At 62.6% G+C, this 15249-nt stretch carries 18 protein-coding genes; 6 read left to right on the forward strand and 12 right to left on the reverse strand.

Annotated features, from left to right (window positions below; genetic code table 11):
- Positions 1 to 121: 121 nt before the first annotated feature.
- Positions 122 to 616 (reverse strand): hypothetical protein, encoded by a 495-nt coding sequence (locus RE4_RS28540; RefSeq protein WP_029256644.1) that lies wholly within the window; start codon positions 614 to 616, stop codon positions 122 to 124.
- A 356-nt stretch (positions 617 to 972) separates the two neighbouring features.
- Between RE4_RS28540 and RE4_RS28545 the strand changes: the two genes are divergently transcribed.
- Complete coding sequence (locus tag RE4_RS28545) at positions 973 to 1344, forward strand: SdpI family protein (protein WP_060939796.1); 372 nt, start codon at positions 973 to 975, stop codon at positions 1342 to 1344.
- 44 nt (positions 1345 to 1388) lie between these two features.
- Here RE4_RS28545 and RE4_RS28550 read toward each other — a convergent pair whose 3' ends face one another.
- From RE4_RS28550 to RE4_RS28565, 4 genes are all read right to left on the reverse strand, one after another.
- Positions 1389 to 2423: a HEAT repeat domain-containing protein gene (locus RE4_RS28550; protein ID WP_060939797.1), complete on the reverse strand. Its 1035-nt coding sequence runs from the start codon at positions 2421 to 2423 to the stop codon at positions 1389 to 1391.
- 13 nt (positions 2424 to 2436) lie between these two features.
- Positions 2437 to 3102, reverse strand: coding sequence for a HEAT repeat domain-containing protein (locus RE4_RS28555; protein WP_174531799.1), 666 nt, complete (start codon positions 3100 to 3102; stop codon positions 2437 to 2439).
- A gap of 82 nt (positions 3103 to 3184) precedes the next feature.
- The gene (locus RE4_RS28560; protein WP_019745970.1) at positions 3185 to 3655 is read right to left on the reverse strand and encodes a DUF2269 family protein; all 471 of its coding nucleotides are present in this window, start codon (positions 3653 to 3655) and stop codon (positions 3185 to 3187) included.
- Positions 3656 to 3689: 34 nt separating this feature from the next.
- Positions 3690 to 4364, reverse strand: a complete 675-nt coding sequence (locus RE4_RS28565; RefSeq protein ID WP_060939798.1) for a DJ-1/PfpI family protein — start codon at positions 4362 to 4364, stop codon at positions 3690 to 3692.
- 205 nt (positions 4365 to 4569) lie between these two features.
- Here RE4_RS28565 and RE4_RS28570 point away from each other — a divergent pair, with 205 nt between their 5' ends.
- Complete coding sequence (locus RE4_RS28570) at positions 4570 to 5514, forward strand: GlxA family transcriptional regulator (protein WP_060939799.1); 945 nt, start codon at positions 4570 to 4572, stop codon at positions 5512 to 5514.
- A 5-nt stretch (positions 5515 to 5519) separates the two neighbouring features.
- Here RE4_RS28570 and RE4_RS28575 read toward each other — a convergent pair whose 3' ends face one another.
- Positions 5520 to 6191, reverse strand: coding sequence for a DNA alkylation repair protein (locus tag RE4_RS28575; protein ID WP_060939800.1), 672 nt, complete (start codon positions 6189 to 6191; stop codon positions 5520 to 5522).
- Between the two features lie 168 nt (positions 6192 to 6359).
- Between RE4_RS28575 and RE4_RS28580 the strand changes: the two genes are divergently transcribed.
- The gene (locus tag RE4_RS28580; protein WP_370671305.1) at positions 6360 to 7730 is read left to right on the forward strand and encodes an APC family permease; all 1371 of its coding nucleotides are present in this window, start codon (positions 6360 to 6362) and stop codon (positions 7728 to 7730) included.
- A gap of 25 nt (positions 7731 to 7755) precedes the next feature.
- Positions 7756 to 8133, forward strand: a complete 378-nt coding sequence (locus RE4_RS28585) for a hypothetical protein (protein WP_020971303.1) — start codon at positions 7756 to 7758, stop codon at positions 8131 to 8133.
- 49 nt (positions 8134 to 8182) lie between these two features.
- Here the strand turns inward: RE4_RS28585 and RE4_RS28590 are convergent, their stop codons facing one another.
- From RE4_RS28590 to RE4_RS28600, 3 genes are all read right to left on the reverse strand, one after another.
- The gene (locus RE4_RS28590; protein WP_060939819.1) at positions 8183 to 8887 is read right to left on the reverse strand and encodes an SDR family NAD(P)-dependent oxidoreductase; all 705 of its coding nucleotides are present in this window, start codon (positions 8885 to 8887) and stop codon (positions 8183 to 8185) included.
- Between the two features lie 52 nt (positions 8888 to 8939).
- Positions 8940 to 9821 carry an MBL fold metallo-hydrolase gene (locus RE4_RS28595; protein WP_060939802.1) on the reverse strand — a complete coding sequence of 294 codons (882 nt, stop codon included), beginning with the start codon at positions 9819 to 9821 and terminating at the stop codon, positions 8940 to 8942.
- A 128-nt stretch (positions 9822 to 9949) separates the two neighbouring features.
- Positions 9950 to 10531, reverse strand: a complete 582-nt coding sequence (locus tag RE4_RS28600; protein WP_218001062.1) for a TetR/AcrR family transcriptional regulator — start codon at positions 10529 to 10531, stop codon at positions 9950 to 9952.
- Between the two features lie 77 nt (positions 10532 to 10608).
- Between RE4_RS28600 and RE4_RS28605 the strand changes: the two genes are divergently transcribed.
- Positions 10609 to 11292 (forward strand): SDR family oxidoreductase, encoded by a 684-nt coding sequence (locus RE4_RS28605; protein ID WP_046379593.1) that lies wholly within the window; start codon positions 10609 to 10611, stop codon positions 11290 to 11292.
- A 25-nt stretch (positions 11293 to 11317) separates the two neighbouring features.
- Here RE4_RS28605 and RE4_RS28610 read toward each other — a convergent pair whose 3' ends face one another.
- Together RE4_RS28610 and RE4_RS28615 are read right to left on the reverse strand one after the other, a co-directional pair.
- Positions 11318 to 11722, reverse strand: coding sequence for a DUF4259 domain-containing protein (locus tag RE4_RS28610; RefSeq protein ID WP_019745980.1), 405 nt, complete (start codon positions 11720 to 11722; stop codon positions 11318 to 11320).
- Between the two features lie 109 nt (positions 11723 to 11831).
- Positions 11832 to 12917, reverse strand: a complete 1086-nt coding sequence (locus tag RE4_RS28615) for a PQQ-dependent sugar dehydrogenase (RefSeq protein ID WP_060939821.1) — start codon at positions 12915 to 12917, stop codon at positions 11832 to 11834.
- A gap of 178 nt (positions 12918 to 13095) precedes the next feature.
- Between RE4_RS28615 and RE4_RS28620 the strand changes: the two genes are divergently transcribed.
- Complete coding sequence (locus tag RE4_RS28620) at positions 13096 to 14304, forward strand: MFS transporter (protein ID WP_060939822.1); 1209 nt, start codon at positions 13096 to 13098, stop codon at positions 14302 to 14304.
- Positions 14305 to 14331: 27 nt separating this feature from the next.
- On the opposite strand, the gene RE4_RS28625 is transcribed toward RE4_RS28620, so the two are convergent.
- Positions 14332 to 15228, reverse strand: coding sequence for a helix-turn-helix transcriptional regulator (locus tag RE4_RS28625; protein WP_060939803.1), 897 nt, complete (start codon positions 15226 to 15228; stop codon positions 14332 to 14334).
- Between the last annotated feature and the right edge of the window lie 21 nt (positions 15229 to 15249).

The following is a 15249-nucleotide window of genomic DNA, read 5'->3' on the forward strand; positions in this document are numbered from 1 at the left end:
TTCCTCGGCGAAGAACGATGAAGAGGCTTCATTCCTGGATGGGCAGAACCGATCCTTCCGAACTCACTCCGATCCCGCATCAAATTTTGCCGCTACAGCAAAGACAACTTGGTTGCCGGTGTCAGCGTGCCGAGTTCAGGTCGCGCACAAGTTGGGGTCTCCGCCACTTGCCGACCTCGAAAGGCCACCGCCGCAGCGGATAGGCGAGACGAGCCACGAAGTAATTGACGTACTCGACGACGCCGAAAGCCCACACCGCCACGACGCCCACCGCCGCGCCGGAGTGATCTGGTAACCAGATGACAACGCCGAGAAGAGCTATCGCCAACAAGAGAACATCGAGGACCCGAAACACGCGGTAAAGCGCTGCGAGGCGGGCCGGCATCGACTCCAACTCGACCCAGCCCCGCGCAAGCAGCCAATAAACACCTGCTTGCACGAGGATCACAAGCAGTGGGGCCAGCGCCGACCACAACGCCGCGGAGTCTTGCGAACCTTCGAGCCGGGGCATCACGACACCGACCGCCACAGCGGCAAATACGGCCGCGGCAGCCAGTTCGCCGAGGCCGAGGCTCAGGTACCTGCGTCTCAAACTCTGTCGCCGTTGATCCACCACGTAAGAACCCTATCCGTTGATCACCATAGCTTGCCACGTGGTGGTCGGGCCGATTCTGCAGCGCGAGTGAGGAATACACTTCATCTCGACTTCGATCTCGAGCACCATAAGGCAGGTGGATCATCCTGGGACGTTCTCGCGGATCCGGTGGGAAACCTTTTCTGCGTGGGTGATCCGCACTAGGCCGGTCTGAAAGTCAGTCCGAGATCGAGTCTCACAGTCCATCCGACAAAGCGTGAAAATGCGTCACCCGAATAACTGCACATGCATTCGTTGGCTTACAGTCGGGGTGTCCCGGCGGCACCCCAGACTGGAATGTCCGCTGCGTCAACATCTGCCGATTGGGGGCTGGACGGATGGAATCGCCTGACTTACTGGGTCTGACGGTCTCACTGACGTCGTCGACGCTTATCCTCGCGTTCGTTGCTGGGCTCATGCCGCGACTCGTCGGTGATGAACCGAATCCCGTTGTCGGCATACGGACCAAGTCGACGATCGCGAGTCCAGAGGCGTGGCAGTTGGCACATCAGAGTGCGCAGCCGCTTCTGCGCCGGACGATGTGGACTGCCGTAGCGGGACTGTGCATGCAGGTCGCCATCGGCGTCGTGACAGGTTTCGGATCTGTGGTGTCGACTGTCACCTCAACAGTCGTGTTTCTTGCGGTGCTCCTTCTCCTGCTCTTTGCAGGAGTGAAGGGCAACGCCGCGGCGAAGTCGTTGCAGCGTTGACCGCCTGACCCCGCCGCTGTCAGACGCGCCTTGGATCTCGGCTTTCAGTCCCCGATACGCGGTCGTTCGCGCCGACGTGGTCCTCGATCGCGCATCTCGAGAATCGCTGCTGCCGTGGACGCGACCGTCTTGTCGTCGTCGTGGGTGATCCGGGCGAGCGCTTCGCGTGCTGCAGCGCCGGGAATCTCGGCGAGCGCCTGCGTAATTCGCAACCTCGTCGGGGCGTCGTCAGTGCCGTCGAGCCTTGCCTGCACGGCATCGACGACCTCACCGCTTGTAGGTGAGTGCTCCGCGAGAAGACCGAGCACCTCGCCTGCCTCGACGTCGCGGCGCCCGTCGGCGACCATCTCGAGGAGTGCTGGCATCGAGACAGCCTCTCCGCGAGATCCGAGGGCGAGAGCGGCGTCGGCGCGGACTATCGCGTCCGAATCATCGAGAGCTCGCTTCAGAGACCGAGTTGCTTCCTCGGTGTTGATCCCGGATATGGCCGACGTCGCGCGGCGTCGAACCTCGACGTCCTCCGATTCGAGCCCCTTCGTCAGACCTGCAAGGCCCGCACCTTCGGTCCTCGCCAACGCCCACTGCAATGCTCCCGCCACGTTGGCATCCCTCTCCGACAGGATGGCCTCGACGAGTGCGTCGACCGGCAATGCCGCATTCGCGTCCTGCGACAGGATCGCTTGCTGACGGTGGGCGGCGAACTCGGATTCGAGTGCACGCAACAGCGAGACCATGCGCAGGACGTCGTCCCACTCCGAAGGGGCGGTGGCGTCGACCCTTTCGAGTTTGGTCAGCAATTCCTCCTCCGCCGCGATCCGTTGCCGAGTGTGTTGCATGAGTTCACCCACCAAATCGGCCGGTGCGAAGTCTGGTTCGTCCAGTGCACGCTTGGCCTCGTTCAACGAGAGCCCCAATGTCCTCAGGCTCTCGACGTGGAAGAGGCGACGGATGTCGTCAGCGGAGTACTCGCGGTAGCCACCGGACGTGCGGCCCGTCGGCTTCACCAGCCCCAAAGTGTCGTAGTGACGCAGCATCCGTGTGCTGACACCACAACGCCGCGACACGTCGCCGATCAACATCCGTCTCCCCTTCCTACGCGTCCGGTCCGATTGCCGCGACGCGCTTCGCCAACTCGTGTGAGAGAGCGAATCCACCGTCGGGATCGTGCCAGAGTTGCTTTGTAGCATCAGCATGCGCTCGGACACGCGGATTCGGGCTCGTACCGGCCGCGTCGAGCACCGGGAGCACAGCCTCGCCGAGCCCGGTCAGGGCGCGGCTCAGACTGAGCTGCATCTGCAGTTCACCCCGACCGAGTTCTGTGGCCAGATCGGCCGCGAGTGCGCCCTCGCCTCCCGCCGGCACGAGAGCCACAGCCGCGCGCCACGCACTGCGCGCAACCTCGTCGTCCTGGTCGTGTACCAGCGCAGAGACCTCGGGCCACGCGATCGGATCGCCGATCTTGGACAAAGTGTGGAGCGCCTGACTGCGGGCTTGCGAGCCATCGGACCCGAGCTCACGGATCAGCCTCGGCACCGTGATTTCAGCCGGCAAGCGGCACAACGCCCAGGTCAGCATGTCGCGGACGAAGAAGTCCGGCTCGACGGCGCACCGATCGATCAGGGCATCCGTCAACTGAGGATCCGGGCGTGTGCCGACCGCAAGCGCGGCGCGCAGTCGAACCGAGGGATCGGCTGCGGCCAAGGCGTCGACGAGGTGGGCATTCTGCCCACCGTGGTTGGTTGTGTTCACGACAACCACCTCCTTCACCGACCAGTGGAACCCTTGTCACTGTGTCAAGGTCAAGCGTCACTGCCTCCGACACGTGAAATGTCGCCTCGGATCACACGCCGGTTGTCGATCCTGGCCGAAAGATCATCAGCACGACGACAACGACCCAGAGCAGATTGAAGATTCCCGTCGCGGTGCCCAGTCGACGGGTGAGCCGCGTTGCGACGTCCACAACGGACCCGGTTCCTTCGATCGCCGCCATTGTCAGCCGTTGGGCGGGAAGCACGACCGCGGTGAGTATCACGGCGGCAACGACGGTGAGTGCGATCGAGGTGAGGATCCACAGGTCACCGAGCACTCCGAGATTGACGGCGGTGGCGATACCGAGCATCGGAACGACAATGCCGATCGTGGCATACACCCGAACGATGCGATGCAGCATGCCCGTCGTCGCAACACTGGCGCTGTCCGGATCGGCGAGCGCGGCGCGGCTCGCCACCGGGAACATACTCGCTGCCACAGCGACGGGGCCGATGGCAAGAATGGCCGCAATCACATGGAGGGACAGCAGGATTCCGGTCATGGGATTTCTCGCGTTTCGGTACGCACAAGCGTATTCACGCGGCGTCCGGGGCGAAGGTGACTACAGGCTCGGCGCCCTTGGCCGACCACACCGTTCCACGACGCTCGTAGTCGAAGAGCGCTTCGACCTCGAGACTTATCCGGGGCCCGAGGCATCGTTCCAGCAGATACAGGCCCAGGTCGAGACCGGATGTCACCCCACCGGCGGTGATCAGGTCACCGTCGTCGACGATTCGCGCCTGGATCGGAATTACACCGCCGGCCGCCAATGCGTCCACGGCAAGATGGTGCGTCACGGCGCGACGCCCTTCGAGAAGCCCCGCCATCGCCAGCGCCAATGATCCTCCACAGACGGTCGCAACGAGAACACCAGGATCGTCGAGTGCACGGCGCATCATGACAGGCAGTTCGGTTTCCGTTGTGGCCGCGAGTCTTTCCGGCAAGCTGGAACCCGGCTGGTCCGCATTGGGTTCGAAGAGACCCGATGCTCCGGGAACGATGATCAGATCCGCGTGTTCGACATCGAGGGTTGCAGTGGCGGTCATCGCGAGTTCACCACTCCCGCTCACGACGGTCCGAGGCCCCTCCGCGCTGACGAGTTCGACACTCAACGCCCCACCGCTGGTGAGACCCCCGGCGTAAAGCACCTCGTACGGACCCACGACATCCATGGGATCGAATCCGTCGAACAACACGATCTGCGCGTGCACTGCAACCTCCGATTTTGTGCGACGCGCTCCTGTGCACGTCGCTGTTCCCACGACAGTAGGAGGAAGTTGACCTATATGGCGACGGCTGAAAGCCAACCTTCGACGGCTTTCAGCCAACCTCACACATTCTGTGAAATACCAGTTAAGAGGATATTTCAAGACACGAGATCACCGAATCTCGCGCCACATACGCTACGTTTCAGACATGCATGACGTTGCAGTTCTCGCGTTGCCCGGGGTGGTGCCGATGGACCTGGCGGCACCCCTCGAAGTCTTCGGACGATGCAGGCTCCCCTCGGGTGCACCGGCGTACCGGACCTCCGTGTGCGCGCTCACCGAGGAGGTGGAGACCGGAACGTTCACGATGCGAGTACCGCACGGACTGTCACGTCTCGCCCAGGCAAGCACGATCATCATCCCGGGCACCGCCGATCTCGACGTGCCGATCGCCCCCGAGATCATCTACGCCCTCAGAACTGCCGCGGATCGCGGCACGCGCATCGCCTCACTGTGCGTCGGTGCATTCACACTCGCCGACACAGGCTTGCTCGACGGACTTCGCGCGACGACGCACTGGGCGGCTGCGTCGGAGTTGGCCCGCCGGCACCCGGCCATCGACGTCGATGCCGCCGTTCTCTACGTAGACAACGGGCACGTCCTGACTTCCGCCGGCGCCGCGGCCGCACTCGACCTTTGCCTGTACATGGTCCGTCAGGACTACGGGTCCGCGGTCGCCGCCGACACGGCGCGGCTGAGCGTGATGCCGCTCGAACGTGCCGGAGGGCAAGCACAATTCATCGTCCACGAACCTCCCGTACCCAGCGGGACAACCCTTCGGCCGCTACTGAACTGGATGGAAGAGAACCTCGGGGAGCAACTCGACATCACGACAATCGCAGCCAAGGCAACGATGAGCACCCGCACGCTCAACCGCCGCTTCCAGGAACAAATCGGTACGACGCCGTTGCAGTGGCTCCATCATGCGCGACTCCGTCAAGCACAATTTCTGCTCGAGACCACCGACCACTCCATCGAACGTGTTGCGGGACAAGTCGGATTCAATGCCGTCACCACGTTCCGCGAACGCTTCCGAGACTTGGTCGGCACCAGTCCACAGCGATACCGGACGCAATTTCGAACGTCGCGCTAGCTGACCTACTTCTCGCTCTGTCGACGCACCATCTCCGAGATCCAGATCGGCGCAAACGGCGAGGTGCAGTTCGGGGGAGTCGGGTAGTCCTCGAGTACTCGCAGACGTTCGCCGATGTCGATTGCGCTGGCCCGGTACTCGGCATGTTCGATCCCGATCTGGGCCAGGCAGTGGTTCATCGCCCATTGCAGGCGATCAGGTGCGTCCTTCATCTCTGCCTCGATGACGTCGAGCAATCCTGAAAGATCAAGGCCCTCGGGCTTCTTCGCTACGCGCTCGGTAGTCAGGGCCCAACCGGCGCTCGCAACCACGGGATCGGAGTCGGCGGTCCAGGCCACCCGCCAATCCTCCGCGTGCGGGTTCTTCTTCACCACGTAGTTGACGAGCCAGTCATGCACCTTGGGAGTACGTGCCTCACGCAACATGACGTCCAACTCGTCACGCTCGAACGCCTTCGGGCGACAGATCAAGAGGGCAAGCAGCCTCGCTGCAGTATCGCCCGTCGCCCAAAGTTGTTGTGCAAGTACCTGCTGAGTTTTCAGTCGCTTCGCGACTGCCCGCAGTTTTGTCAGGTTCACACCGTGATCGTCACCGTGCTTCTCGTTCACTGCGCGCACCTTCGGATCCTCGAGCGCAGCCAACTCGTCCAGCACCTCGGCAACCGTCGATTCAGCCACGCCGTCCTCCAGTCACTACTTCTGCGATTCACCTACTGGCAAGTCACCTACACAAGTCACCTACAAGGAAAGCACGGGACGGCACGCGCCGACGCATCCACGTCCGACCCGTGTTTGAAACTTCGACCAATGGGTACATGTCTGCTCCTGAGGTGGCGGCACGTCACCATGAAGACAGGACGAACCTTGCATATGCGACGCGCCGCGGGTGCCCAGAACGTGGACGAAACCGCAGGCGGAGACGAAGGCGGCAGTAAGAACGTTCTCACTCGGGCTATAACCGGCCCACTCCTTTTCGTGTTCATCCTCGGAGACGTCCTGGGCGCCGGTATCTACGCATTGGTGGGCGTCATCGCCGGTGAAGTTGGTGGAGCCGTCTGGGTACCACTGCTCGTAGCGCTCGTCATGGCATTGCTGACAGCAACGTCGTATGCCGAACTGGTCACGAAATATCCGCGAGCGGGCGGTGCAGCAGTATTCGCCCAACGGGCGTATCGGAAACCGCTGATCTCATTCCTCGTCGGCTTCTCGATGCTGGCGGCCGGTGTCACGAGTGCAGCAGGACTCGCCCTCGCATTCTCGGGTGACTATCTCAAAGCCTTCATCGACGTCCCGACCGTTCCAGCCGCGCTCGTCTTCCTCCTCCTGGTGGGGCTTCTCAATGCCAGAGGCATCAAGGAGTCGATGCGCGCAAATGTCGTCATGACAGTCGTGGAGGTCACCGGCCTCGTCATGGTTGTCGTCCTCGCCTGCGTAGTTCTCGGGCACGGCGACGGAACCTTGAGCCGTGTCGTGGAGTTCGACGACAGTCGATCGCCTGCACTCGCCGTGTTGGCAGCGGCGCTCCTCGCGTACTACTCGTTCGTCGGCTTCGAAACGTCGGCGAACGTCGCCGAAGAAGTGAAGAACGTGAGCAAGGTCTACCCACGCGCACTGTTCGGAGCCCTGTTGACGGCGGGCGCCGCCTATGTCCTTGTCGGCCTGGCTGTCTCGGTGGTGCTGCCCGCCGACGAGCTCGCCGCGTCCTCCGGCCCCTTACTGGCAGTGGTGTCAGCCGCCGACGTCGGTGTTCCGCCTCGCCTGTTCAGCCTGATCGCTCTGGTAGCCGTCGCCAACGGCGCACTGCTGACAATGATCATGGCAAGCAGGCTGACTTACGGAATGGCGTCGGAAGGGTTGCTCCCCAGCGCATTCGCGCGCGTGCTGCCGCGGCGCCGGACCCCCTGGGTGGCGATCATCGCAACCACAGCCGTTGCCATGGCTCTCTGCGTCACCGGATCGTTGTCAGCCCTGGCAGAGACGGTGGTACTCCTGCTGCTTTTCGTATTCATCAGCACCAACATCGCGGTCCTGGTTCTGCGTCGTGACGCAGTGCAACACAGTCATTTCCGGACACCGATCATCTTTCCGATCCTCGCCCTCGGTACGTGCGTTGCGTTGCTCACCCAGCAGAGCGCCGCAACGTGGTTGCGCGCATCATTACTCTTGGCGGTCGGAGTAGTGCTGTACGCCCTCTCCCGCCGTCGATCCACGAAGTAAGGTGCGATGTTCGAAAGGGGGTGTGATGACCGACAGTTCTGACACACCAGATGTAATTCAGCGTCGAGAGCGAAAGATCAACAGGCGAACCCTGACGTACGGCCTGTCCGTCGTTCTGGCTACCGCGGCACTGGTTGTCGCGATCGTCTGGTTGGGCTCCCGGCGGGGCGAATGCTTCGGTACCGACACCTTGCTGTGCTCACAGAAAGATCGCCGACTGGCCGTCTTCGTCCCGAGCCTCATGCTGCTACTCGGCTCCGTAGGCGCGTTCTTGCGAGCCTCCCTGCGATTGCACCGTCTGCGGCGCCTCTACATCCGGCCGTACATGGCGTGGCTCCTGACGGGGCTCACCCTGGTGTACCTGGCGGGAGCCTTCATCTTCATCGAGGGAAATATTCTCTGAATACATCTGTTCGGCAATCGGATTCACAGACCGAAGCGGTAGCTGTCGTTCAGAATCGTGTGTCGTCGACGGCAGTAAGGACCACTTCTCGAACCGATGACGAAGACGACAGATTCGAGATGGAGCGCACGGTATCCACGACGTCGTGCACGGGAACCAGAGACCCATCTCCGCGAGCGGCAGCGATGTCTCGGGGCACATCGAGTCCATCTTCCGTGTTGAGATATCCGAGGTGAAGGACCGTCACTGCGAGTCGGTCCTTCCGGTAGCCCTCTCTCAAGGCGTCGGCAATGCCGTTGATCGCGGACTTCGATGCGCCGAACGCAACTTCCGGCCTACCGCTTCGCGGGAGCCCCGAGGTAGAACCGGTCAAGAAAATCCGAGGTCGAGGACGCCCGATCATCCGCGGGATCAGGCGCTTCGACAAAAGGATCGTGCCGGTGATGTTGGCGTTGATCATTTCCAGCATTTCGACGTCGGATTGATCTGTGAACACATAATCGGAAGTGAAGGCGTCCCCTTCCCAAATTCCGACGTTGCAAATCAGGGTGTCTACACCTCCGACAAGCTCCTGGTCGATCGAGTTCGCTGCCGCAACAGGGTCGGTCAGGTCTGCTTCGATCCACTCGGAGACGTCGAACCCGTCAGGGCGCCGACGAGAAATACCGACAACGTCGTGACCATCGCTCCTCAAGCCCTCGATCAATGCACGACCAAGTCCCCGGCTCGCGCCGACAACAACTACCCTCGCCACAATTGCACCCTTCTGCCCGCTCTGTTCACATCCAATGGATGACACGACACATTCATGCACGCCGAAATACGTTGCCCTCGAGCGTGACAACGGCACCTGCCGCAACGAGCCGCTGAAGGTGCAGCTGCGCAGTTCGTCGTTCGACTGCATCGACGTACGGCGCGGTGACGTGCGGACGGTAGACGAGGCGATGCGCGACGATGTCTTCCAACTGCCTTGGTTCACCGAGAAATTGGACGAGTCTTTCTTCGCGGCTGAGCAGTTTGTCGCGGTAGGCGGTCAGCCGGCGACGGAACTCGTCGCTGCCTTCGACGACGCCCTTTTGATGGAAGGTGCCGTACCACCGAGCGTCGATGCCCGCGGCGCGGTCGATGGAGGCGAGGAAGTCGTCGACGCTACTGCCCAGGTCGCCGTACATCGGGCCGAAGGAGGTGAGATCGATGTCGGCGACATAGAAGAAGCCGTCGGGCTCGATGAGGAGGCCACAATGTCCGGGAGTGTGACCAGGTAGGTGAATGACCGTCGCCGTGCGGTCTCCGAGGTCGAAGACGTGGCCGTCGGCGATCCCGGAAACGTCATCGTGCGTCGGGGGAATGCCGTACTGCGCTGCTATTGAATGTTCGACCTCAGCTCGCTCCTCGGGGCGGAGGCCGTAATTTGTGAGCATCGTGTCAAGGGAGGCGACCGACGGTGCGTCGAGGTTGTGCGCATACGTTGGTGCTTGAAAATGCCGGAGACCGGCAACGTGGTCCTCGTGGCCGTGACTGATGAAGACGAGGTCTGCGCCAACGGGATCTCGGTCGAGGGAGAGGGACGGGTCGATCACCAGCGTGCGTTCGGATCCGTGCACGACCACGGTGTTTCCGAAGGGGACGGTCCCACCGTTCTCTGGTACCAGCACTGAGACTTTGCCAAATTCTCTGGGTGTGAACATCTCTCGCTTCTCCCTGCGGCCATCGGGTAGTGAAGTTGCAGATCTCGAAGCAATCGAAGGTATCGCTGACAGAGACCTCAGCCAGTATGCATGGCCGGGTCAGCGGGCCGTACGCGGATCATCCTGGACTACCCGGTGAGCTCTTCACGAGCAGCGACAAGGGCTTCCTCGGAGAGGGACGATCCCTTGGTGGCTCGCGAGAGGACCAGAGCGCCGATCATGGTCGAGAGACGCACGAGCCCGTCATGCTCCTCATCCGCGAGCGCCTTGGCAAAATCACCGACCCCCTCGACATACACCCGACGGGCCTCACTGTCTGCCGGCTCGCGTGCCATGTCGGCGGCGAGTGCAGCAGCGGGACATCCGTCTGCCGGATTGTCGCGATGCTCCACGGAGAGGTAGTTGTCGATCAGGGCTTGTCGAGCCTCGTCACGCTGCCCAGCGTGCCTTTCGAGACCTGCTGCGTGCAGCTGCGCCAGTTCAGCGAAGGCATGGGTGGTCGCTTCGTCGATGAGCGCGTCCTTGGACGCGAACTGCTTGTAGAAACCACCGTGGGTCAGCCCCGACGCCTTCATCAAGTCGGCGACGCTGAGGTGAGTGCCCTTCTCTCGGAACAGACGAGCTGCGGTTTCCACGACGCGCCGACGGTTCTCTTCCGCTTGTTGCTGCGATACGCGGCCCATCACAACGCCTTCCAGTTTGGATTTCACTTGACATCTATCCTAGCCCACACTTAGATTTGATTCATAATCTAAATGTCACCGACAGTCACAACCCTGGGAGAATCATGGACCTGAACAAGACGGTTGCGGTCGTCACCGGAGCCAATCGCGGACTCGGCCGCCATCTGGCAGCAGGGCTCGTCGAGCGCGGCGCAAAGGTGTACGCGGCTGCCCGCAATCCGGAAACTGTCGATCTGCCCGGCGTCATCCCCCTGAGGTTGGACGTGACGGACGCCGAATCGATCACGGCCGCAGCGCAAATCGCATCGGATGTGACCTTGGTGATCAACAACGCCGGAATCTCTACCTCGGCACCCTTGATCGGAGGCGACATCGATGACGTTCGCCGCGAGATGGACGTCAATTTCTACGGCCCGCTTGCCGTGACCCGGGCGTTTACTCCGGTCGTCGAAAACAACGGAGGCGGAACAGTACTCAACGTTCTTTCGGTGCTGTCCTGGTTCCATCCGGCTGCGCTCGGGTCTTACGCGTCATCGAAGGCAGCGGCGTGGGCGATGACCGACGCCGTTCGAGAAGAACTGGCGCCGCGGGGAATCGCCGTCTCGGCACTGCACGTTGCATACATGGATACCGACATGGCTGCGGGCGTACCGGCCGAACAGAAGATCGCTCCGGCCGATGTCGCCGCGCAGGCCCTGGACGGCATCGAACGTGGGCTGGCTGAGATCCTCGCCGACGACACCACCCGGTATGTCAAGGGGAGTCTGTCGTCGTCGAACTCCGAGTAACCAAGGGACTGTTGACGAGTGACACTCATCCCACCGTTTTGAGACTCGCCAATCTGCCCAGGATCGGTGCCCGCCAAGCCGCGAGGTCTTCCGGACCGTTTTCTTCCCACAACTCGTACAACTCCGACGTGTCGCTGTCTGCGACGGCACGCTCGAGTGCGGTGAGGACCCATGCCTTCTGCTCCGGACTCAAGGTTCCGGCGTACCCGGCGGCATCAATCTCGGCCAGCTGCACAGGCGCCGGAGCAACCCCGTGCGCAACCGCAAGGATCTCGGCTACGGCAATAGCTGTTTGAGCATCATCGGCATCGAGGTAGCCGTCGTCGGGGTGGCGTGCGTAATCGTCGATATCGTAGTCACCCGCCTGTACCGCGCTGAGCAGGTCGCCCGCTACGTCGTTGTCGAAAGGTCCTGAACCCCAAGTCCCCATGCTGTCTCTCCGATCCGTACCCGCGTCATCTGTCGTAACGATATTAGTGAATCACCGGCTTCGGCGAGGATCCTCGGGCTGGAAGTACTGCGTTCGCCGGAAATCGACATCAGCGCAACGGCACGCGAATGATGCGGTCATCACCGGGTTTGGGGTCGCCGCGTCCGTCGGTGTTGTTCGTCAGTATCCACAGCGACCCGTCCGGTGCGACTACAACATCACGGAGGCGCCCGTATTCGTCGACGAATTGCTCGTCGGCGGTCGCGGGATCGGTCAAGGGCACCGTGCGGAGTCGCTCACCACGAAGATTGGCGATGTAGATCGTGCCGTCGTGGATGGCGATTCCGCTGGGGCTGGCATCGTCAGGTGACCATTGTTGGAGCGGGTCGATGAATCCGTCTTCACCCGCAATCCCTTCGACCTCGGGCCACCCGTAGTTTCCGCCTGCTTCGATCTTGTTGAGCTCGTCCCAGGTGTCCTGCCCGAACTCGCTGGCGTACATCGTGCCGTCCCCTGCCCAGGCAATGCCCTGGGAGTTGCGGTGGCCGTAGCTGTAGACAAACGAGTTCGGAAATGGATTATCTAGCGGCACATCGCCATCCGGAGTCATTCGAAGGATTTTCCCGGACATCGAGTCGAGGTCCTGAGCCCTGTCTCGACTACCGGCATCACCGACGGTCACGTACAGCATCCCGTCCGGGCCGAACGCGATGCGACCACCGTTGTGGTAGTTGGCCGAAGCGAGCCCGTCGAGAATCGTCTCGGCCGGCCCGAGCGCGAATTCCCCCGGAGCACCGATGATGTCGAAGCGTTCGATCCGGTTCTCCCCGTTCGCGGTGAAGTACGCGTACAGGCGGTTTTCACGTACTGCGATCCCTAGTAAACCGCCCTCACCTCTGGGGCTGACGCCGTCGACGACTCCCACCTCGCGGCTGTTTCCGCCGGCGTCGAGTTCGAGGATTCGCGCGCTGTCGCGCTCACTGACAAGTGGTGTGTCGCCGTGGAATGCGATCGACCAGGGCGCGTCCAAGCCGTCGGCGACGGTCTCGGGTTCACCGAAGGCCGCGGCGGGCGCCGATCGTGTTGTCGTGCTTGCCTGCGGACGGGGCCCTTCAGGATCCTCGCTACCGCAGGCCGTCAGGAAGGCCGAGACGAGCACGGCGGCGCCCAGTCCTCGGATCTGTCGTCGTGTCATGGGCGCGTCTCCCGGGTTCAGGCAGTCTTTGCGCCGACGGTAGCGCGCAATCGGCCACACCGGGAGTCCCTTCGAGTACCCCCAACGACCGGGACTCCCTCGCAGGCGACAGGCGTGATGCCCTGGACGGGTGCGCCACGACATGCGCGTCGTCAACAGAAAGAGAACTGACCACCTCATGATTTCCGCCCCGACCGTCGAAGAAACCGGCCGCCTGCCGCTCGTGATCTACGTGCTGGCCGTCGGAGTTTTCTTGATGGGTACAACCGAATTCGTCGTCGCCGGCATTCTTCCCGAGATCGCGGGTGACCTCGGTACGTCGATCGCGAACGTCGGCCTGATGATCACCGTCTTCGCGATCGGAATGATCGTCGGCACGCCGGCGATGGCGATCTTGACACTCAGGGTTCCTCGACGCGTGACCTTGAGCTCGGCGCTGGTTGTTTTCGCGATCGGACACGTCATCGTCGCGCTCTCGTCCAACTTCGGACTCATTCTCGGCGCCCGCTTCCTCACAGCCGTGGCGACGGGCGCATTCTGGGCAGTCGCCGCAGTGGTCGGAGCAAAAGCGGCCGGCCCGGCGTCTTCCTCGCGGGCGCTCGGCATCGTCTTGGGCGGAGGCATGCTCGCGAACGTCATCGGTGTTCCGCTCGGCGCTCTGGCTGGTCAGAGCATCGGGTGGCGTGGTCCTTTCTGGGCCCTCGCCGCCCTCGCACTCGTTGCCGCGGCCGTCGTCCACCGATTGGTACCCGCCGACACCGACTCCGGTGCGGTGCCGTCCTGGCGAGCGGAGATCGCGAGCCTACGGGACGGACGCATCTGGCTCGTTCTGTCCGGTTGCGCCGTCGTGTGCGGGTCGTCGCTGGCGGCGTACAGCTTCATCTCTCCGCTGTTGACCGAGAACACGGGACTTGCTGCGTCGGCAGTGCCGCTGGTGCTTGTCGGCTACGGACTCGGTGCGTTCGTCGGCTCCAATCTCGGCGGTCGACTCGGTGCGAAGCATCAGTACGGGGTCTTGTTCGTCTCGGCAGCGATGACGTTTCTCGTACTCGGGGCGCTCTGCCTCTTCTCGCACAACGTGATCGTGACGGTGATTCTCGTAGTCATGCTGGGACTATTCGGCATGTCGACCAATCCCATCCTGATCGGGATGGCTGTGCGTTATGCCGATCAGGCGCCGACGATGGCTTCTGCTCTCAGCACCTCGTCGTTCAATCTGGGCACGGCGGTCGGCTCCTGGATCGCCGGGTTCGCGTTCGCCTCGAGGCTCGGTGCCACTGGGCCGGTGTTGGTAGGCACCGGCGTTGCCGCTCTCTACTTTCTGCCGCTGATGATCCTGTTGCGCAAGGAACGCACGAAGCGCACCGCCGTCGAAGTCGTCAACTGACGACCCGATCAACCGTCGCGCAGTTCGTCAGCCGTCCGTCAGCGACCGCTCCGACACGTGAGGCGCGGAGTCCGCATTCTCACTGGCTGCCAACGAGGCGAGTAGCTGCATCCGTTCCGCGGACGGCGATCCCGGCTCTGCGGTGTAGATCGTGAGCGTCAACCCCGGCTCGGCGGCCATCTCCAAACCTTCGAAGGCAAGCGTCAGCTCGCCAACGGCGGAGTGGTGAAAAGTCTTGAATCCGGTGCCGTGATGGCGGACGTCGTGCGCGCCCCACCGACGCCGGAATTCCTGACTCCGAGTGCTGAGTTCACCGATCAGATCGTGCAATTCCTTGTTGTGAGGATCTCGCCCAGCCTCGGTTCGCAGAATCGAGACGGTCACCTCGGCAAACGCGTTCCAGTCCGGATAAAACTCGAAAGCCCTTTCGTCGAGGAACGTGAAGCGCGCGATGTTCGGGGGCTGCCCCGGCATGTCGTAGAGGTCCTTGTAGAACGCACGCGCGAGTGGGTTGACCGCAAGAAGATCCATGCGACCGTTCCGCACGAAAGCGGGTCCTGCGGTGACTGCATCGAGCGCCCACTGCAGGCTCTGATGGGGCTTCCAGCCCTTCGCATTTCGCCGACGCGGGGGCCTGGCTACCGGGCTTGCCGCGTGCGCGAGATCAAAAAGGTGGGCGCGCTCGGCGTCGTCGAGTCGTAGGGCCTTCGCGATACTGTCGAGCACTCCGGGCGATGCGCCGCTGATCGCTCCGCGCTCGAGCCTCGTGTAGTACTCGACGCTCACGCCAGCGAGGGTTGCCACTTCACTTCGACGCAGACCTTCCACGCGGCGGTTCGATCCGGCCGGCAGTCCAACTTGTTCGGGCGTGACTCGGGCGCGCCGCGAGGTCAGGAATTCGCGTACTTGCGCTCGATCGTCCATGCCATCGAGCGTAAGTCAGTG

Source organism: Rhodococcus erythropolis NBRC 15567 (assembly GCF_001552595.1).
GTDB classification, from domain to species: Bacteria; Actinomycetota; Actinomycetes; order Mycobacteriales; family Mycobacteriaceae; genus Rhodococcus_F; species Rhodococcus_F erythropolis.